12 protein-coding genes are annotated in these 19,192 nt (G+C 57.1%); 5 read left to right on the top strand and 7 right to left on the bottom strand.

The genetic code is table 11. From position 1 onward, the window contains the following. Nucleotides 1-20: 20 nt before the first annotated feature. Nucleotides 21-4,280 carry a bifunctional serine/threonine-protein kinase/formylglycine-generating enzyme family protein gene (locus ETAA8_RS31435; RefSeq protein ID WP_145098479.1) on the bottom strand — a complete coding sequence of 1,420 codons (4,260 nt, stop codon included), beginning with the start codon at nucleotides 4,278-4,280 and terminating at the stop codon, nucleotides 21-23. A gap of 478 nt (nucleotides 4,281-4,758) precedes the next feature. After that, nucleotides 4,759-6,330 (bottom strand): arylsulfatase, encoded by a 1,572-nt coding sequence (locus ETAA8_RS31440; RefSeq protein WP_145098484.1) that lies wholly within the window; start codon nucleotides 6,328-6,330, stop codon nucleotides 4,759-4,761. A gap of 432 nt (nucleotides 6,331-6,762) precedes the next feature. On the opposite strand from ETAA8_RS31440, the gene ETAA8_RS31445 reads away from it, so the two are divergent. Next, nucleotides 6,763-8,034 carry a hypothetical protein gene (locus tag ETAA8_RS31445; RefSeq protein ID WP_145098487.1) on the top strand — a complete coding sequence of 424 codons (1,272 nt, stop codon included), beginning with the start codon at nucleotides 6,763-6,765 and terminating at the stop codon, nucleotides 8,032-8,034. Nucleotides 8,035-8,506: 472 nt separating this feature from the next. On the opposite strand, the gene ETAA8_RS31450 is transcribed toward ETAA8_RS31445, so the two are convergent. Then, nucleotides 8,507-9,583 carry a ParB/RepB/Spo0J family partition protein gene (locus tag ETAA8_RS31450; RefSeq protein ID WP_145098490.1) on the bottom strand — a complete coding sequence of 359 codons (1,077 nt, stop codon included), beginning with the start codon at nucleotides 9,581-9,583 and terminating at the stop codon, nucleotides 8,507-8,509. Nucleotides 9,584-10,552: 969 nt separating this feature from the next. Further along, entirely contained in the window at nucleotides 10,553-11,065 is a 513-nt protein-coding gene (locus ETAA8_RS31455) for an alkaline phosphatase family protein (RefSeq protein ID WP_145098493.1), read from the bottom strand. Between the two features lie 139 nt (nucleotides 11,066-11,204). Here ETAA8_RS31455 and ETAA8_RS31460 point away from each other — a divergent pair, with 139 nt between their 5' ends. After that, nucleotides 11,205-12,614 (top strand): transposase, encoded by a 1,410-nt coding sequence (locus tag ETAA8_RS31460; protein WP_145083689.1) that lies wholly within the window; start codon nucleotides 11,205-11,207, stop codon nucleotides 12,612-12,614. A 97-nt stretch (nucleotides 12,615-12,711) separates the two neighbouring features. Here ETAA8_RS31460 and ETAA8_RS31465 read toward each other — a convergent pair whose 3' ends face one another. Next, nucleotides 12,712-12,957: a hypothetical protein gene (locus tag ETAA8_RS31465; RefSeq protein ID WP_145098496.1), complete on the bottom strand. Its 246-nt coding sequence runs from the start codon at nucleotides 12,955-12,957 to the stop codon at nucleotides 12,712-12,714. A 985-nt stretch (nucleotides 12,958-13,942) separates the two neighbouring features. Here ETAA8_RS31465 and ETAA8_RS31470 point away from each other — a divergent pair. Further along, entirely contained in the window at nucleotides 13,943-14,803 is an 861-nt protein-coding gene (locus tag ETAA8_RS31470) for a hypothetical protein (protein ID WP_238397624.1), read from the top strand. 636 nt (nucleotides 14,804-15,439) lie between these two features. Here ETAA8_RS31470 and ETAA8_RS31475 read toward each other — a convergent pair. Beyond that, on the bottom strand, nucleotides 15,440-15,778 hold the full coding sequence (locus tag ETAA8_RS31475) for a hypothetical protein (protein ID WP_145098499.1): 339 nt from the start codon (nucleotides 15,776-15,778) through the stop codon (nucleotides 15,440-15,442). Nucleotides 15,779-16,089: 311 nt separating this feature from the next. Further along, on the bottom strand, nucleotides 16,090-17,142 hold the full coding sequence (locus ETAA8_RS31480) for a twin-arginine translocation signal domain-containing protein (RefSeq protein WP_145098502.1): 1,053 nt from the start codon (nucleotides 17,140-17,142) through the stop codon (nucleotides 16,090-16,092). A 311-nt stretch (nucleotides 17,143-17,453) separates the two neighbouring features. Here ETAA8_RS31480 and ndk point away from each other — a divergent pair, with 311 nt between their 5' ends. Together ndk and ETAA8_RS31490 are read left to right on the top strand one after the other, a co-directional pair. Next, a complete protein-coding gene (gene ndk, locus ETAA8_RS31485) occupies nucleotides 17,454-17,918 on the top strand; it encodes a nucleoside-diphosphate kinase (RefSeq protein WP_145098505.1) in 465 nt (154 codons plus the stop codon). A 93-nt stretch (nucleotides 17,919-18,011) separates the two neighbouring features. Continuing rightward, nucleotides 18,012-19,187 carry a glycine C-acetyltransferase gene (locus ETAA8_RS31490; RefSeq protein ID WP_145098508.1) on the top strand — a complete coding sequence of 392 codons (1,176 nt, stop codon included), beginning with the start codon at nucleotides 18,012-18,014 and terminating at the stop codon, nucleotides 19,185-19,187. Nucleotides 19,188-19,192: the final 5 nt, after the last annotated feature.

Here is a 19,192-nt window from a genome sequence, read left to right on the forward strand (position 1 = left end):
GATTTCGCGACTACTTCCCGTCAATTTTTCTCCAAAAACTCTGTGGACGGCTTGAAGTTGATCCGCTCCAGCGTCTTGATGGAACGGAGTAGTTCCTTGTCCCGTTCGGGATTGTAGTTCAACTGGATATCTTTCAATGGCATGCCGGCCAACACCGACAGGTCCGAGACTTTCATCGCACCAAAAGAGCCGATAGCAAAGCTTTCCAGTTTCATCTCCTTGAGGGGCGATAGATCAACAAGTTGGCGGCAATCAAATAGATCTAGGTTCTTTAGGTTGATGCCCCTAAGCGGTGATAGATCGACAATCGGCGTTTCTCGAAGGTTGAGCGTCGTCAACGCCATATCCTGTAGCGGCGTCAGATCGGACACAGACTTACATCCTGAGCAATCCAAATCGTTCAAAGGCATGCTTTTGAGTGGGGTGAGGTCGGAGAGGAATTTCTGACCTCGGATGGAGAGACTTGTCAGTTGCATCCCTGTAAGTGGCGAGATGTCTCGGAGAATGCCATTCGCTGGTCCCTGTGGCACATGGCATGATAGTTTCTTCAATCCCGCAAAGGCTCTTAACGGCGAGATGTCGAGCAATTGGCTGCTAACAAGTGCTACTTGCGTGACCACGCCGTTCTCGACCTTGGGCTTTCCCTTTACAGCGGACGGCCCAGCGTCAGCCCCCATCGCTCCATCAAACCCCGGATTCAACTCCACCAGCTTCTTGCTCACCGCTTCGATCTGCTGCTCGGCACTCATCGCCTGCACGTCCTTCATCCACTGCGGGAAGGCGGGGTCGTGCATGAAGAGTTTGGCGGATGCAGCGGCGGGGACGGCGGGCTGCGGCGTGACGCTCGCCGTCGTTGATGGGGCGTTGAACACCCGCACGATGCGGAAACCGGCAGTACCTATTTGGTTAGTCGCCGGTTCATGGTTTCTAAACGCACTGCGGGTCGTAGGAGGGATGCTGTTCCATGCACCACCACGGAGCACACGCAATCTGCCGGTTAATGGACCAACTGGATTCTCTAGCGTTAACTTTTCATACGACTTTTCATCGTAGAAGTCTTGGCACCACTCGACCAAATTGCCGTGCGTATCAAACAAGCCGAAAGCGTTGGGTAGTTTCATGCCCACGGGCCGGGGATTGGTTTTCGCGTTCTGGTTATACCAAGCATAATTTTCTAACTCGGCGTGATCGTCGCCAAACGAATACTGCGTCGTCGTGCCCGCTCGACAGGCGTATTCCCACTCAGCTTCTGTTGGTAAGCGATATTGTGTCTTCTCTTCGTCAGAGAGCCACTTGCAATAAGCCAATGCCTCGTACGAGGAAATAGCTGCGGCCGGTGAGTCGTCTGTCACAGAGTAGCCGGGATTGAGATAAGTCAAGATTGGTGAGCCCGCGTCGGTCGGTGTTTGACCGGGTGATTGGATAGTTTTAGATGCTGCCCCTGCTCTTTGTTCCGCATCAGTTAGAAAACCCGTAGCGGAAAACTTCTTAAACTCGCCAACGGTGACTTCTGTGGCTCCAATCCAGTATGGCCTCGTAATTACGACTCGATGCCGTGGTCGCTCATCTTTTTGAATCCAGTCTTTATGAAATTGGACCGCATTGAATTTGTCTGCCACCTTCAACGCCGCCTCGACCTGCTCATCGGTCGAACCCATTTGGAACTCGCCGGGAGGAATCAGCACCATCTTCGCCCCGACTGAGTTCACCGTCTCGATCTGCGTGCCGAGATGCTTGGCCCAGGCTTGTTGATGGGCCTTGGCCTGAGCGGCGTCGAAGGGGGCTTTGGCGAGGGGCGGCGTGGCGCCAGCGGTTTTGATTGCGGGTGCGGGTGTGACGACCGGCGGAGTACTTGGCGGGCCGTTCGCCGTCGTCGCCGGGGCGTCGAGAACCGACACGCAGCGAAAACCGGGGCGGGGCGACGGCGTGTTGTTGGTGCGATAAGCACTGCGACAGTGGGAAGCGGGGAAGTTCCAGTTGCCGCCACGGATCACGCGATTGGAGCCGGCGGATGGGCCGTTTGGGTCGTTTAGCGGGGATGCCGCATACCATTTCTCGTCGAAATAATCGCCGCACCATTCGTACTGATTGCCGTGCATGTCGAACAGGCCGAATGGGTTCGGCAACAGCGTACCGACCGGATGCGATTTGCCACCGGCGTTCTTGTTGTGCCAACCGTACTTGGGCAATTCGTTGTAGTCGTCACCAAAACTGTATTGCATCGTCGTCCCGGCGCGGCAGGCATATTCCCACTCGGCTTCGGTCGGCAAGCGGTAGGTTCTTTTTTCTTGTGTTGAAAGCCACTGACAATAGGCCGTGGCGTCGTTCCAGGTGATGTAGGCGGCCGGCGAATCGTCGGTTAAGTCGGGGCGGTGATTAAGATAATTTGGGGTCGGCTTCGGCGATGGCTGGCCCGCCTCGACCGGCGGCGGAGACGCAGCATTGGCGGCGGCCTCGGCTTTCTCCGCTTCGGTTTGGTAGCCCGTGGCACTGAACTTCTTGAACTGTCCGATCGTTACTTCGGTTGCACTCATCAGCAGCGGCTTGGTAATGACTACCTTGTGTTGCGGACGTTCGGCCTTTTCGATGCGGCTGATGACTCCGCCATCGGCCTTGATTTCGTCGGCCGCTTTCAACGCCGCTTCAACTTGCTCGTCCGTGCTCCCCATCATGAACTCACCCGGCGGTATGAGGACCATCTTCGCGCCGACGCTATTGGTGGTTTCGATCTCCGTACCCAGATACTGGGCCCAGGCGGCTTGATGGGCCTTGGCTTGAGCGGCGTCGAAGGGAGCTTTAGCGAGGGGAGGAGGCTTGCCAACGGGTGTGCTTGGCGGGAGATCGTTCCCTTTGGTTTGGATCGTCGCCGATCCTCCGTCTGGCACCTCAATTCTGGCGACTTCTTTGCCATCTTTGTCGCGAATGATAACCCAGACGCCGAGGGCGAGCAGCAAGAACCCACCCAGCCCGCCTGCCATAACGACAAGCGGTTGCCGCCACCAAGGCCCCTGGGGCCGCTGCGGCGGGCGGCTGCCGGCCACCTGGATCGAACGATCGGAAATCGGCTCGGTTGTGACTTGAGCGCTGGCGACCGCGATCGTCGGGGATAGTTCGTCCATTGTCTTGGCCGCCGTGCGCGGCCTCTGTGCAGTTGCGACTCCGCCGGTGACTGGCATGGGCTTTTTTCCCATGAACGATTGCAGGAATGAACCAAGTTTGCTGTCGGCTTCGGGCTTCGCCGAGGAACTGGCGGCGGGCGGTGGACTGGCGAGCAGCGCGAGAGCCGCTTCCACCTCAGCCATCGTTTGGTAGCGGTCAGCGGGCTTCTTCGCGACCATGCGTTCGAAGATCGTCACCAGGGCCTTGGGAGTATCGGGCCGCTGAGTGGCCAGCGAGGGAATCGGTTTGCTCTGGTGCCCCATCAGCTTCTGCACCATCGTTTCGCCGTCGTACATGTTCTGGCCGGTGAGCAAGCGATAGAGCGTGCAACCGAGCGAGTAGGTGTCCGCCCGAGCGTCGGCGTGGCGAGTATCGAACGCCTGCTCCGGAGCCATGTAGTCAACGGTCCCCATCACGTCGCCCGATTTGGTGAGCCCTTCCTGGGCGGCCACGCCATCTTCGAAGCGGGCCAAGCCCATGTCGAGGATTTTGATCGTCCCCTTCTTATCCAGCAGCAAGTTGGCCGGCTTGATGTCGCGGTGGACGACGCCGTTTTCATGCGCGAAGGCGAGCCCCTTGGCTGATTGCCGGATGTAATCGATCGCGCGAGCCACCGGCAGCGGGCCTTCGTGAGCGACGACGCCCGACAAATCGCGCCCTTCGACGTACTCCATCACCAGGTACCAGACGCCGCGTTGTACGCCGGCGTCGTAGGTCTGCACGATGTTGGGATGCGTGAGCTTCGCTGCCGCTTCGACTTCCCGCTCAAATCGTTTGATGGCGGCTTCGTCTTTGGTCAGCGAAGTCGGTAGTAGCTTGATCGCCGCTAGGCGCTTCATCCGGCGATGGTGGGCCTTAAACACCTGCCCCATGCCGCCGGCCCCGATCTTGGCCAGCAGCACATAGTCGCCCAGCACCAGCGGCGTCTGCGAACCGGACAACAATTCCTCGGCCTGAAACTTGGTCAGCTTCTCACGTTCGATCAGCACCTTGGCGAAGGTCTCGCCGTCTTTGGGGCGAGAACCAGCTGGCAGCGAACTCCACAGCGACTTGATTTCATCGGCCGACGAAAGCCCCGCGGCGATCAGGGCTTTGGCGAATTGGTCGGCAGTCTGAGGCACAGCGAGTTCTCCCGAGGCCCGCCATTCTAACCAGGCCTGCGGTCATCCGCAGCAGAGAATCAGCGACTGAAGTTGCGATGGTGCGCGGCTGGCAATCGGCATCGCGGAAGCGCGCCGCTGTTAACGGGCTGCAGCAATAGTTCGAAGAGCGTCGCGACCGTTTTTGCCACCGCAACGGACTCGAACTCCACAAGTGCCGACTCAAAAGCACTTACGAAAATCGCAAAAGAGAGTACTGTTACGTAGAGGGTTATGCACAGGGAGCGGGCCCTCGTTCCATGATGGCAACGGGTCATCGGCGTGAGCGTTGGAAGTGAATGACGTCGCGATGATGGAAACAGCGACAACCATTGAAGCTATAAACATTCTGAGCTTCATGATGCTACATTCCGAGGTGGTTGAATGCGGAGCAAAGGGCAGCACCTGTGTTTCCACGGGTGCGCCCAAATGACAAGTCAATGTGTCGTGCGGCGTGGTATCATTTGCCGCCGGCCGTCATTCCCTTGATCTGTTTTTCCAGCGATTCGAGGCTCCAGTCGCCTGGCATCTGGCTCGGCGGGAATTCCTTCATGGTCATGAGGAACTTGCTGGCGACCATCTGCATGGGCCCAAGTACATAAGCCCGGTCGATCATCCAGTCGTGATAGGTGTTCGAATTCTCGTAGGCTTTCTCGAAGGGGTCGCGACGCAGGTTGAAGAGCAGGGGCATGCGCAGCTTCACGAGGGGTTCGCGCCAGACCTGGAGCTGACGGGCGCGATTCTCGAGGTAGGTCGCCTTCCAGTCACCCACGCGGATTGCCATCATGTCGCCGTCGTCGCCGACATAGAAGAACTCATTGCGGGGCGATTTCTTCACCTTGCCGCTGAGGTAATCGGTCAGGTTGTAGCCATCGACGTGGTTCTTATAGTGCCGGCCATTGAGGTCCGCGCCTTTGAGGAGCTGTTCCTTGATGTTGGGATTTCCGGCGGCGGCGGCGAAGGTGGGAAACCAATCTTCGTGCGACACGATGCCGTTGAGCGTCACGCCCGGCGGGAAGTGGCCGGGCCATTTGATGAGGCAGGGCACTCGGAAGGCACCTTCCCAGTTGGAGTTCTTCTCGCCATGAAAGGGCGTGGTGCCGGCGTCGGGCCAGGTGTTGTAGTGCGGACCATTATCGGTCGAGTATTGCACGATGGTGTTGTCGGCCAAGCCCAGTTCATCGATCAGTTCCAGCAGTTCGCCGACGTGCATGTCATGCTCGACCATGCCATCGCCATATTCATCCTGCCCTGAGATACCGATGTGTTCAGGCTTCACGTGCGTGCGGAAGTGCATCCGGGTGCCGTTCCACCAGCAAAAGAACGGCTGGCCAGCCTTAGCCTGACGGGTGATGAAGTTCTTGGCGGCGGCCATGGATTCATCATCGATGGTCTCCATCCGCTTCTTGGTAAGCGGGCCGAGGTTCTCGATGGTCTGGCCACCCTTGCCGTCAGCCTTGGATTTGATCACTCCGCGCGGACCGAACTGCTCGAGGAAGGTTTTGCCGTTGGCCAGTTTCATGTCCCGCGGGTAGTCGCGTTGCTCGGGTTCTTCCTCTGCGTTGAGGTGGTAGAGGCTGCCGAGGAACTCATCGAAGCCGTGCATGGTTGGCAGGTGCTCATCGCGATCGCCCTGGTGGTTCTTGCCGAACTGGCCTGTGGCGTAACCCTGGCTCTTTAGCACGGTGGCCATGGTACAGTCGGTCTTCTGCCAGCCTTGAGGGGCGTTGGGCATGCCGACCTTCGTCATGCCCGAGCGCACCGGCACGCTGCCGCTGATGAACGCAGCGCGGCCGGCGGTGCAGCTTTGCTGGCCGTAGTAATCGGTGAAGGCGACGCCTTCTTTAGCCAGGCGGTCGATGTGGGGCGTCTTGTAGCCCATCATGCCACGGTTGTTGTGGCTGATGTTCCAGGTGCCAATGTCATCGCCCCAGATGACGAGGATGTTGGGTTTCTTGCTTTGAGCCTGAGCCGAAGCCAGGGCGGTTAAGCAAGCCAGCCCGAAGACCAACGTAAAAGTGCCAAGTTTCATCGTGAGGATTCCTCTTGTCTGATTGATCTGTCCCAGCGACCGCCGCGGTTGATTACGAAATGCCACTATCGATAAGGCACATCCTATACCGCAATCAGCTCAGTTGATGGGGGCCTATGTGGACTCATTCCGGTCCAGTGAACGGTGGCGGCAAACCAAATGAGCACATGCCAGTGAGCGATTACTCACACTTTGGCTGGTGGTGAGTGACTCCTGCGCGCCACCAGGTCAGTTCCGGGCAACTCTTCGCTCGCTCGTGGTCGGGGCCATTCTGGCCTTGGGCGTCCTGCGCACAACGCGACTCGGTCATATCGGCCGAGGTTCCTCATCGTCTCAAAAAGTTACTGTGCGCTCAGATTGAGGCGATGCTTTGAACCTGCCACAATCACCTGCGGTCCGTAGGGTTTCCCTCGGGCTACGGGAGAAAGTTTTATGAATGCTGGCACACCCCATTCGCCGATGCGTCGCCGGCGATTCCTGCAAGCCACCGCCGCTGTTACAGCGACCGGGTTGATGCTTCCCGTCCCCAGACTGCATGCAGCGACCGCCACTCGGGAAACCGACCACTTCTGGTTTCGACTTGCCGCGGAGGGGCCTTACATCGATTCGCAGCGCGAACACAGAGCTTTTGGGTTCGGCGACGGCAAGATCTATTTGTCCGAGGATAACGCCAGAACCTGGGCGTACAGTGCTGACTTTCCGGACGCCGAAAACATCACCTTCAGTTGCCTGCTAAAAAACGGCAACGTCTTGTTCGCCACGCGCGAGAAGCTGTTCTTAAGCACTGACAACCTCGCCACGCATCGGCAGATCATCGTCAAGGACCGCGCGGGCCGAGATTACCTACCGCATACACCTCGCAACCCGGATTTGCCTGGCTGGTATTTCCACTCGCTCGACGGCATTCACACCTGGGACATCGACGGCTCTGAAATGCTGGTCTGGGGCAATTACTGCAATGTGCTCGGCGGGCCGGTGCCAGTGAATATCTACTACTCGACTGACAGCGGGCAGACGGTCAAGATCGCCTATGCTTTCGGCCGCAACCCTCACTTCCAGGAGAAGGGAGCTGAACCGGGATTGTTCCTTGGCGATCCAACCAACCCTGTCATTTGCCGGCACTTGCATGCCGTCGCCTACAATCCGGTCGAGAGAGCGTTCTACGCTTGCACCGGCGACGTCAATCGAGGTCATGGCAACGAATGCCACTGGTTGCGCGGCGTGTACGACGCGCGCTCGGACACGTGGGATTGGCGAGTCGTGGTCTCCGTGAACTCGAACTCGCGTTACAAGTCGGGTGGCATCAACTTCGTCGATGGTCAACTCTACTGGGCCGCCGATGCGAACGGCCGTAAGTCGCCGGAGGAATCTTACGACCGTGGCATCTTCCGCTGTGCGCCTGCCGATCTTGCCGATCCGAAGAAGCACACACGGTTGTTCGCTGCAGAATTTGAAATGGCCAACATGGTCATCGAAGACGGCGTGATCCTGGCAGGTCATTGCGCGCCGGCCTCCACCTACAAAACGGGCATCGCCATCTCGCTCGACATGGGCAAGACTTGGGCTGAATACGACTTGGCTGAGTTCGGGGCACGTTCTCCCGTCCGCTTTCATCCTAAAAACAGCGACGGCTGGTTTCGCGTGGACCTGCGAAAGGGATGGATTGAACGAGCAGAGGTTCTGTTGATCAAACCAAAGCGGTGACAACATGGAAATTCTGCCGTTCGTTCTGAAGTCCGCGGCACATGCGCACGTCACCGAGCAAACGCCGACTCGATTGTGAAGGTCGCAGGTCATTCACACTTGCCGACTGAGTCGGCGCCGGTACGGTGCGGGCGTAATTTCGTCGGTCAATTGATCGACTGATACGTTAACACCTCGTGTCACTGCGTCACTGGTACCGCTGACTTCGTCGCTGCAGCCAGGGACTACTGCCCAGCGACCTGCAAATCGATTGAGGAGATGTGGCGCAGGTCGCCGGACTGTGCTGAGTGGCTAATTCGGTTCGGCAACTCGCGTTCGAGAAGGATGGCGTGCTTTATGCAAAACAGCGAGGGTGTTCTCGATGGCCCGGTGGTTCACTTACTTGCGGCGGCCTGCCGCCACCGCCCGCCACAAAAACCTAGCAGCGGGCGGCGATCTCGATCCGGCGGAATCGCCACGTCTGCTCCCAGCCTTACGCAGCCGGGTTCTTAGGAAGAATCAGCGGCGGCAGTTTTTTCGCCGGCCGCAGGGAAGCCGGTTCCTCGATCTCGGCGTTCCGAGCAGCTTTGTGCGCTGCAGCCACCTTGGCAATCACATCAGTCAGCGACTGCTTGCCCAGCGTCGGACGGTATTCGCGATCCTCCGCATCAAGACGAGGCGACCGACTGATCAAACTCATCAGTAAGGGCACAACCAATTCGGCGTCCTTGCTCCTCCTGAACCAAGTGAACACCTTCAACCGATCGCCGATGTTTTCCTCGATGAACCGTTTGATCGGCTTGAAATACACGGCCACATCGAGGCTGGCCACCAGAAACCGATCTAGCGCTTCTTCGGGTGTGGGAGGCTGGCGTTGCTTTTCGGGAAGCCTCGCTTCAAGCAGCTCCCGAGCCCGCTTCTTCACATTGCCACCGCTGATAGCCAACTGCCGCAGTTCCTCAGTCTCTGCTTCGGTTGCGTGGTCCAGGATCGCCTGGCCCACCTGCTGCGAGAGCTTCTTGCGGTCGACCAGCCGCCGCAGTTCCAACGGCAACGCCATCAGATCCCAATAACGCTCCATGGTCACACGTTTCACGTTGCGGCGCTCGCCGACTTCCTTCAGCAGCTTATCTTTTTCAACCTCTTCGCCCCTCCCCCGTTGCGCCTCGATGGTCAAGCCAAGCTCCTCCAGAGGTGGCAGATGGCGCCGATTCAGGTTGGCCTCGATCAGCCGGACTTTGATTGCTGCGTCGCCCTGCGAGTCGAGGTCATACCGCACCTTTACCTCGATCGTTTCCCATTGCGGAAGATTACGGTCGATAACCAAGCGGCGCAGGGCTGACAGGCGACGATGGCCCGAGATTACCGTACCATCCGACGTAATCTCGACGACCTCAGTGAGGCCGTTAGCCAGAATCTGGTCGCAAAGCTTTTCCAGATCCGCACCGTTCTCGGGCGGAAAGAAGTGTTTCTGGTCAGGGTGATCTTTCAACGCGAAAATGTTTCGCAATTCATGCTGGGGAACCGAGACAGATGTGCTCGGCGAAATGGACTTCGGCTTCTTCTCCACCAGAGGCGGGAGTGGCTTCGCTGGGAGCTGACCTTTCGATCCCGCTGTGTTCCGCATCAGCGTTGGAAGTGGCTTGAGCATTCAATGGCCTTTCGACGGTTGCGACGACACGTTTGGTCGTTAAGAAATGGGTTGAAGCAGCAAGAACAGTTGTTGCTTCGAGCTATGGCAGGAAAATACGCGATCGCAGACTAATCCGAAGCCGCCGGAGAGAAGCGGCTTCGACAAATTATTAGGAGCAAACGCGAACAAGAACAGCGTGTCCAGGCATCAAAAAAGCAAACTTGTGCGACGAATGCCTTTCTTCCATTTACAACGAGCGCAGAGGTTGCTTTCAAATGTTCTTGGTTAGATTGGAGCCAAATCAACGGCGGTCTCCAGCAGGCGTGTCTGAGCATCTGTTGTCCAGTACAAAGGCAGTTGCTAGCTCGCCAGACTTTTTTGTTGACTCGGTTTCACCTGGAAGCTCGCCGGTAATGGTGGAGTAATGAGGTACACCACTTCGGTCGTTCTGGACATTTAGATCAGGTTACTTAACGGCCAACTGAACCATTTGGGCAATCACTTGGCGCGCCGTCACGGGCAGGTTGGGCCACAGGTCGATCACAATTTGTAATTCGGCATCGAGCGTCACAGCGCATTCATTGTCCCTGTTGTTGGTGCAAACCCTGGTGCAACTGCCAATTGCACCTTCCGTAAGTTGTTGGCTTATAATGCGTTGGAAATCTAGTCCGCGGGACTGTCGATCAGGTGGTTACGCGTTCGAGCCCCGTCGACCTCCCTCTGAATGCTGCCCTTGGTTTTCCAAGGGTTTTGTCGTTTCTTGACCAAGGTCTGGAGGAAGTGCTGCAGTCCACGCGAAAATCCAACAGGCAGGGAAACTACACGAGTCCAGCGTCGTATGGGGTGAAAAACAATCGTTCATCGGTATCAAACGTGGTTCCGAGTCGCTCGGCGGCAGATTTCGAGCTATTTCCCTGAGCGTTGCCGCGCGTCCTTCTTGGCAGGCTGGTCGTCGCCATTGAATAAGGCTGGGAGTGGCAGGTAATCGAAATCGAGAATCATTTTTTCCGCGAGCGCTTCTCGTAGTTCTCGCTCGATGGCAGCGACTTCCGGTTTGCCGCTGAGGTTTTGCAACTCGGATGGATCGGCCTGCAGATCGTACAGTTCGTAGACTGGTCGGGGGACAGTGAAATAGGTCGCTCGTAAACCAGCCGGCAACTTCCCAGCGGTGTTGGCCGCTTGCATCTCCTTCCAGCCCAAACCGCCGGCGGAGTCAACCGGCGAATAAGGCAGCCACGGCGTGCAGTTGTAGATGAATTTGTAGCGATCGCTGCGCACTGCGCGGCCAAGGTCATAACCGGCATTGGTCATGTTGACCGCGACCGGAGCCGAGCCGTGCGGTCCCCGTTCGATGAACACATGCTTGCGCGGTTCGTACTTTTCTCCTTTGAGTAGCGGCAAGAAACTGCAGCCGCTCATTTTGGTTCCGGGTGCCACCCAACGCCGTGAACCCTTTTTGGCGAGAGTGAAAAAGTCTTGATGCGATTGAGGTTAGTGGCGATGCTTTCGTTTCTCACCGCGAAAGGATCGTTCACCGCTCACCCGAAAGGATTCGGGAATGTCGCATCAAGACCCTAGTCGAAGTCAGCAAGGTCGAAGTCAGGTTGTCGTTGCCGAGTTCCAAGCGGATCAGCTCAAGCAGTCACTGGAGCGATTGCTCGGCGAGGGGGACTGGGGTGCGATTCGGTTTCGTGACGACTGCACGTGGGGCCCACGGCAATTGGCGGCCACGGCGTTGCTCTGGGCTTGGTCGGATGAACTCACGCTGGGGGACCGCTTCTTTGCTGCCCGCAGATTAGCTCAATTTCTGTTTGCGCCGCAACAGGAGTTTGCCAGTTCGGTGCAAGCCTTCATGAAGTTGCTGCTGCGTTGGACGGTGCTGCTGGTCGGCGTATTGCAGGTGACGTTTCGACGGCAGATGCAGCGTGCATTACCCACCCTTTGGCGAGTTCATGGCCTGGTCCTCTTCGGCATTGATGGCAGCCGAGTCGACGTGCCGCGAAGCAAGTCACACGAGGCGGCACATGCTCCGGTTCGCGATGGTAAGGGACGAAAACTCAAACGCAATCGTCGCCAGAAACCGCGCACCGCGATTCACTCGCGCAAGGCAAGCGTCCCGCAAATGTGGTTGACCCTGCTGTTTCACGTCGGCACAGGACTGCCTTGGTCGTGGCGAATCGGTCCGACCGGCAGTAGCGAGCGCGAGCATTGGTTGGCGATGCTCGACGAACTTCCGAGCAATGCCCTGATCACCGCCGATGCTGGCTTCGTGGGTTACGATTGTCTGCGCGCCGTTGTTAACAGTGGTCGCCATTTCCTGGTGCGAGTCGGTTCGAATGTGCGTCTGCTGTACAAGCTGGGCTTCTCCCGCGAAGTCGTTGGCACGGTGTATCTCTGGCCCGATCGTGCTGCCCGTCGCAGTCAGCCGCCGCTCGTGTTACGCCTCGTCGTGGCCACTGGTGGAAAGTATCCGGTCTACTTGCTCACCAGCGTCGGAGAAGAAGAATTATCGCGCGGACAAGTCCTCGACGTTTACCGTCGTCGCTGGGGCGTGGAACTCTTCTTTCGCCACTTGAAGCAAACGTATCAGCGCCGCAAACTTCGCAGCACCAATGCCGCGCATGCGCGTTTGGAGTTGGAGTGGTCGCTGCTGGGACTATGGAGCATGGCGCTCGATGCTCAGGTCCAAGCGACGCGCGTACAACTAGATCCTACTCAACTCAGCCTAGCGGGCGTCTGGCGCACGTATCGGCGGCTGATGCGCGACTATCGACATCCGCTGGCTCGGCAACAATCGCTCCCCCACCAACTCCCTCAAGCAGTGCGCGACACCTACGAGCGAGCCAACAAATCCAGCCGCAACTATCCTCGCAAAAAACGTCCCGACCCGCCCGCTGGCTCTCCCGAGTTCCTACTCGCTACCAAGTCCCAAATCCATCGCGCCCGCTACCTCACGACCGCTGCCTAAAAAGGGTTCACGGCGTTGCGTGCCACCCGACGCTGAGATAGCAAGCAACGACAACAGTAGAAGTGCGAGTCATGGAATGACTCGCCAACGAGGGGGACTAACCGGCCATCGGGACGGGCATGACAAAGTTGTTCGCCCAGTCGAGGCGCATGTTCTGGCAGCGGGCGAGATAGAACTGCCGGGGTTCTTCGCGACTGAGACAGAGAGCGAGAAAGCGGTCAGCAGCGAGAAAACGGACGGCGCTGACAACGCGGCGGGTCACCGCCCCTTTGGAATCCTGGTAGTCGAACACCAGCACCAGGTCGTCGCTTTGGCGGATCGCACGTTGGATGAGTTGTCGCATGGGGTAGTTCGCTCATGGGGTGGTGCTGGCTGCTGACTACCTCCATCTTCGCGAGGGCTGTGACTAGTCTGGTCACGGCGCGCGGGGACTTCGAATTTTTTTTACCGTTCACGCCAGCACCCTGTAGGTTCTGGCCGCTGGCCGGAACCTGAAGCGGCGAGACACCGAATTTGTAGTTTGCCGGTCGGATGCCGAATGCTGGCCCAACTGCCCACCAGGATCACATCCGGCGGATGTGACCTACATGCTGGTGTGAATGCTTTTTTTTGAAAATTGCGGACCAGACGTGTCACGCCCCATGCCTCTAATAGCTGGCAGTTGGTCTTTGGCAATTCGGTCGAACGCTGGGTAAAGGTGCGCGGAAATCGCCTGAGCGCTAGCAGCAATTTGGCGACGCGATTACGGAAATTGGAACAGGGCATTGCCAACGACGCGGTTCTATCTGGACTACCTGGATTGCCCATATTGAACTGAATAATGGAAACTTTCCGGAAATCGAATACCGGAAACTTCCGCCTTGAATCGAACTTAAAGTCAATATTATCAAAGCCTTGTGGTCTTTCGAAACGATGCGAATAGTGGAAATTGGAAAGTTGCCGGTAAGCGGAAGGAGCGGGCAGCAATCGAGTGGAATAATGGAAATTGAAACTGGTCGAAGGCCCCTCCGAATCGGCATTAACTTCTTGCAGATCAAAGAGTTGAGAGTGACTGCGAGTGTCACAATTCCGGAAATTGAATTTCCCTGGCCAAGATTGCCCTGCGATCCCATTCGGGATGGCTTTGGTCGTTCGAATGGCAATCCTCTGACTGCTGACTGAAAGTCCTTTGCTCCAGTTCCAAGTTCCCAGCCACTGACTCCCCCTTCGCGCCAAACTTAAAAAATTCTGTGCCGGCGGGCCCAATAACTTTCGGAAGCCGGCGAAGTAACCCTTACGTTCTGCCGGTGCCGGTCGTACTGGCGCTTGGGCAGCGCGAATTGGAGGAGATGTTTAGCTGGGTTGGAGTTGCCAAGGGGGCGATTCCCAGGCTGCATCGCATTGCGGAGGGCCTTGAGATGGTCAAGAAGGGTGTGTTTGCGGGTGGAGCGATTTTGTTGCTATTGGGGCTGTTGTTTGGCCGCGATGCGATCAGCTATTCCACGACGTCGCTCGGTTGGGTTCGTCAGTCGGTGCGCGACAGCGTGCCGGTGTCGTTCGAACTGGAACGGGCACGCAAGATGATTCGCGATCTGGATCCAGAAATTCAACGGAACATGCATCTGATCGCCAAGGAAGAAGTGGAAGTTCAAGGAATCAAAGAACAAGTGGCCGCTGGTGAGAAGAGCCTGGCGAAGAACCGGGCCGAAATCGAACGGCTGACGAATGACCTGAAGAAGGGTGACTCGACCTTTGTCTATCACGGCAGGTCGTACACCGGCAAACAGGTCGAAACCGATCTGACCCATCGGTTCGAATCGTACAAGGTCAAGCAAGTGACCGTCGAGAAGCTGGGGCAGATTCTCGCGGCTCGCGAGCGTGGCTTGGTTGCCGGACGCGAAAAGCTGAAGGCCATGCAAGCTGCCAAGACTCGGCTGGAAGTGGACGTTGCTAACCTCGACGCCCGCATGGAAATGGTTCGCGTCGCTCAGTCGACCAGCGAATTCAATTTCGACGACAGCCATCTGGCGCGGACCAAGGATCTGGTGAAGGGGATCGGCGCTCGCATCGACGTGGCTGAAAAGCTCGTCAATGCCGAGACGACTTACCCGGGCCAGATCAACCTCGATGAACCGACTTCGTCGGACATCACCGAGCAGATTACCAAGTACTTCGACAACGACGACAGCGTCGCTGTGAAGCTGGACTAAGCCTGCGACCAGCAGCCTGATTCGATCGCCAATTCAGTAGTTCGCAAGACTCCCTGATGAGCCTACCTCCAGCTCATGAGGGAGTCGCTGTTTCTTGAGCCGGCGAGGAAGGCAACTATTCTTGAAGAATTACTCGATTCTTGCCCGCGGTTTGACCAGACGTGTCACAAGGTCAGCATTTAATGAACGGCTGATTTGGTCTTTCACAACCTGGTGGAACAGTGAACTCCGGCTGTTGCATAGCCTGCCACAGTTTTTCGGTAAGCATTCACGCCAGCATGTAGGTCACATCCGCCGGATGTGATCCTGGTCGGCAGTTGGACCATCATTCGGCATCCGACCGGCAAACTACAAGTTCGGTGTCTCGCCGCTTCAGGTTCCGGCCAGCGGCCAGAACCTACCGGGTACTGGCGTGAACGGTTGCGTTTTTCGGGAGTAGTGCGAATGTAGGTGACGTAAGCAAATGTGGAATTGGCCATCACTCGTATCTCTGGGGACTTGCCAGCCGGCGAACCGAGTTACAACAGAGGGAGTGCTGGCCAATGATAATCGCTAACAAGAACGCAAAAAGCCCTGGCGTGAAGAGATGCCAGGGCCTTGCTTGCCGTCAATGCGGCCTACTTGCGATTGGTTGAACTAGCTGCTGAGGAGCTGGGCGAGCGCATTGATGGCCGAGCGGGCGGCATCGACGCCACCGAGTTGATCGACAAGCTTTTTGGCTTTGATCAGTTGATCGACGTTGCCGATGGAACTTGCCATCGCCGCTTTGCGACCGGGCTTTGGTCCGCGCTTGCCAATTTTGCCACCCTTCTTTTTGGCGTTCGAAAGAACCGTGCTCACAAATTGAGCCGAGACGACGATTCCTTGCTTGCCAAGAGCTTCGGCAATTTCCTTGGGACTGGCCGTGGGATTGGCGTCCTTGTAACCGCGGATTTCAGACGACTTGTTAGGACCACCCTTGGCTTTTTTGGCCATGCGACTCGACTCCGAGATGAATTTTATGGTGTGACAGCTTCTGTCACCGGTATTTTAATAATACCGTAAGCGCAATATTAACGGCCGTCAATCAGTTGTGGGGTCTGAAAAGGGTAATTTCCAAGATTTTGCGGGGCACCCTAACAGGAATGTTGGCTGGGGGGAATTTGAGCGCGGACGAGCCTTACGATGTTCACTAAAATCAACATGTGAACAGGGTGTGTACAATCGACCAGATAACAACAGCCGCGGAACCGGCCTGTAATGAAGAGCACCCCTATTATAGGGATGATAATGAGCGCAATCTGTTATCAGCCGACATGCCTGAGCTTGGTAACTCGACCAGTAGGAACCCATTCGACAACAAAGATATTGCCGGTGCGATCAAAACAAGCATCGTGGGGGTGAATAAATCGTCCAGCTTCCCACCGCTCGGGCTGGGTTCGCATCTTGAAGCCGGCGAGAACCTGCCTGGTCCACTCCACATCATGGCCCAAATGCGTCAGAACCTTATTATCGGGACCCAACAGCGTGACGCGTGCGTGTAGGTCGGGGACTAATAAGACGTCGCCGCGGATATCGAAATGGGCTGGAAAGCTGACCTCGTTCACCATGCTCAAAAACTTGCCATCAAGCGTGAAGTACTGGAGCCTGGCGTTGGCCCGATCGGCGACCACGAGAGCCGGTTCGCGGTCCGGGCGGTTATCGAGCCAGATGCCATGCGGCGTTTGTAGCTGCCCGGGATCCTTGCCGGCGCCGCCCCAGGTGCGGATCCACTGCGCATCGCGATTGTATTGGTGGATGTAGTGCGAGCCATAACCATCGGCAATATAGAAACCACCGTCGGGACCAAACGCAACATTGGTAGGGCTATATTTGGTTTTAGGATCCTTATAAACGTCGGTTTCATGAGGTCGCCCCTTGGCCCATACCAACTCACCCTTCAGGGTGGTTTTGGTAACGAGATTATGTGTGACGTCGCATAAATACAAGAACTCCTCGTTCCCTTCCTGGCGAATATCGATGCCATGCCCGCCGCCATGATACTCGTCGCCGAACGAGCGCACGAACCGACCTTCAGCGTCGAAAACCACAATCGCGTCCATCGGGTCGCCAATGCGATTCCGATGTTTGATGTAAATCAGCCCGGCCTGGTCGATCGCCACACCATGGGTATCGCCCCATTTGATGTGGCTCGGCAGTTGGCCCCAGTTGTGTTCGCACTCGTACTGAAATTCGTTCTCGCCAACAGTTTTGAGTTTGGTGCCAGTCTTGTCCGCCGCGCCCAGAATGACGGGGCCGCAGGCTGCGCCTGCCACGCCGGCAGCAGTGGACTGCAGAAACTTGCGACGAGAAACAGCCATAGGTTCTACTATCAGGCAAGAAGAACTGGGGGCGGAGCGCGAATCGCTCGATTCGCCGGAAAGTCGTGACCGCGCGATTATAGCGCTCGAAAACGGCAACAGCCAGCATTTGCCGCGGCGAGGCGACTTATTCAACCGCCAGACTTCAGCTGCTGGCTTTCAGATTTCGAGTGTTCAGATTTCGAGGAGTATCGCACCCTATTTGCCGAATTGCTGAAGACTCGTAAAATCGGGGCCTGTTCAGGGAATTTACCCGAGCGCTTTTGTGCCTCTCTCCGACCGTTTGCCGACTTCATTAGCAGGATTAGTTCATGCCCGCCGAACGTACCCTCATATTGCTGAAACCCGACTGTGTTCAACGCCGCCTCATGGGGCAGGTAATCAGCCGCCTGGAAGACAAAGGACTGAATCTGATCGCCATGAAGATGCTGAAGGTTACTTCGGCCCTGGCCAAGGAACATTACGCCGAACACGTGCAAAAGCCGTTCTTTCCAGCCCTTGAGAAGTTCATCACAGCTTCGCCCATTGTGGCGATTGTGGTCGAAGGTTTGGAAGCGATCAAAGTCGTGCGCGATATGCTGGGCGCGACGAGCGGACTCAAAGCGGCTGCGGGGACGATTCGCGGCGACTACAGCAGCAGCCGTCAGATGAATCTCGTGCATGCGTCGGATGGTCCTGAAGCTTCAGCCCGCGAGATTGGCTTGTACTTCAAGGCCGATGAACTGCACGCGTATGTGCCGACTCTCACCCCCTGGTTCAAGGCCGACGACGAGTAAGCGACGACGTGTTACTGGCACGTAATCGACCATTCAACACCATGGGCCCGGCGCGAGCTGGGCCCGGCGCGCATTCGGATAGCCGAGGTCAAAATGCCCAATGCGATGTTTGAAGCCCGCGGTCGCGAATTGTTGCAAGGACTGGTCGATACGCGGCAGCTCAAGCAGTTTCAATACTTGACTGGATCGCTCGGCGCTACTGCCACCATTGAAGGCCGCGGCGAAGTCATCGTCCTCTGCTCGAACAACTACTTGGGGCTGGCGAATCATCCCGAAGTCATCGAAGCAGGGCACGAGGGACTACGGAAATATGGTGCGGGGACCGCTTCCGTCCGCTTCATCTGTGGCACGCTCGCCTGTCATCGCGAACTCGAAGAAACGATTGCCCGGTTTGTCGGGACGCAGAGTTCGCTCAGCTATGTGGCCTGCTGGAATGCGAATGCGGCTGTCTTTCCGACGCTCGCCGGTCCAGATGATGCCATTCTGTCCGACGAACTAAATCACGCCAGCATCATCGATAGCATTCGCCTGGTAGGCAAAGCCACCGAACGTGCGGTGTATAAGCACAACGACCTGAACGACCTCGAGCAAAAGCTTAAGACCACGCAGCAGAAGGCTTGTCGGTGGGTCGTGACCGACGGCGTCTTCAGCATGGAAGGCGACGTTTGTCCTCTCCCCGAGATCATCGCGCTCTGCCGGCAATATGAGGCGATGTTAGTCGTTGACGATTCGCACGGCATTGGCGCTCTTGGCACCACGGGTCGCGGCACTCCCGAACATTTCAATTCGCTGGGGCAAATTGACATTCTCACCGGCACATTGGGCAAAGCGCTCGGCGGGGCAGCGGGGGGCTATGTGGCTGCTTCGCAGACGGTAATCGATTTGCTGCTGCAACGTTCGCGGCCAAGTTTGTTTTCGAACGCCGTGCCCGCTACGGTTGCCTGCAGTGCGCGGAAGGCGATTGAGATCATCGAGCGTGAACCGCAGCGAGTTGCCAAGCTAAATCGCAATGTGCAGCAGATTCGCGCGGGCTTCGATAAGCTAGGGTTCGACTGTCATCCATCGCCGACGGCTATTATTCCGATCATGATCGGCGACGAAGCAGAAGCCATTGCCAAGAGCCGCCGCTTGCTGGAATTGGGCGTGATGGTGATCGGCTTTGGCTTTCCCGTGGTACCCAAGGGACAAGCTCGCCTGCGAGTGCAAGTTTCGGCCGCTCTCGAGCCTCAGCACATCGAGCAAGCTCTCGATGCGTTTGCGAAACTATAAGCGAT

It is taken from the genome of Anatilimnocola aggregata, assembly GCF_007747655.1.
GTDB lineage: Bacteria > Planctomycetota > Planctomycetia > Pirellulales > Pirellulaceae > Anatilimnocola > Anatilimnocola aggregata.

Excerpts from the sequence above, each read along its gene's own strand:
- ETAA8_RS31460 (WP_145083689.1), top strand. The coding sequence starts at position 11,205 with ATGTCGCATCAAGACCCTAGTCGAAGTCAGCAAGGTCGAAGTCAGGTT.
- ETAA8_RS31440 (WP_145098484.1), bottom strand. The coding sequence starts at position 6,330 with ATGAAACTTGGCACTTTTACGTTGGTCTTCGGGCTGGCTTGCTTAACC.
- ETAA8_RS31455 (WP_145098493.1), bottom strand. The coding sequence starts at position 11,065 with ATGAGCGGCTGCAGTTTCTTGCCGCTACTCAAAGGAGAAAAGTACGAA.
- ETAA8_RS31470 (WP_238397624.1), top strand. The coding sequence starts at position 13,943 with ATGTTTAGCTGGGTTGGAGTTGCCAAGGGGGCGATTCCCAGGCTGCAT.
- ETAA8_RS31490 (WP_145098508.1), top strand. The coding sequence starts at position 18,012 with ATGCCCAATGCGATGTTTGAAGCCCGCGGTCGCGAATTGTTGCAAGGA.
- ETAA8_RS31465 (WP_145098496.1), bottom strand. The coding sequence starts at position 12,957 with ATGCGACAACTCATCCAACGTGCGATCCGCCAAAGCGACGACCTGGTG.
- ndk (WP_145098505.1), top strand. The coding sequence starts at position 17,454 with ATGCCCGCCGAACGTACCCTCATATTGCTGAAACCCGACTGTGTTCAA.
- ETAA8_RS31475 (WP_145098499.1), bottom strand. The coding sequence starts at position 15,778 with ATGGCCAAAAAAGCCAAGGGTGGTCCTAACAAGTCGTCTGAAATCCGC.
- ETAA8_RS31445 (WP_145098487.1), top strand. The coding sequence starts at position 6,763 with ATGAATGCTGGCACACCCCATTCGCCGATGCGTCGCCGGCGATTCCTG.
- ETAA8_RS31480 (WP_145098502.1), bottom strand. The coding sequence starts at position 17,142 with ATGGCTGTTTCTCGTCGCAAGTTTCTGCAGTCCACTGCTGCCGGCGTG.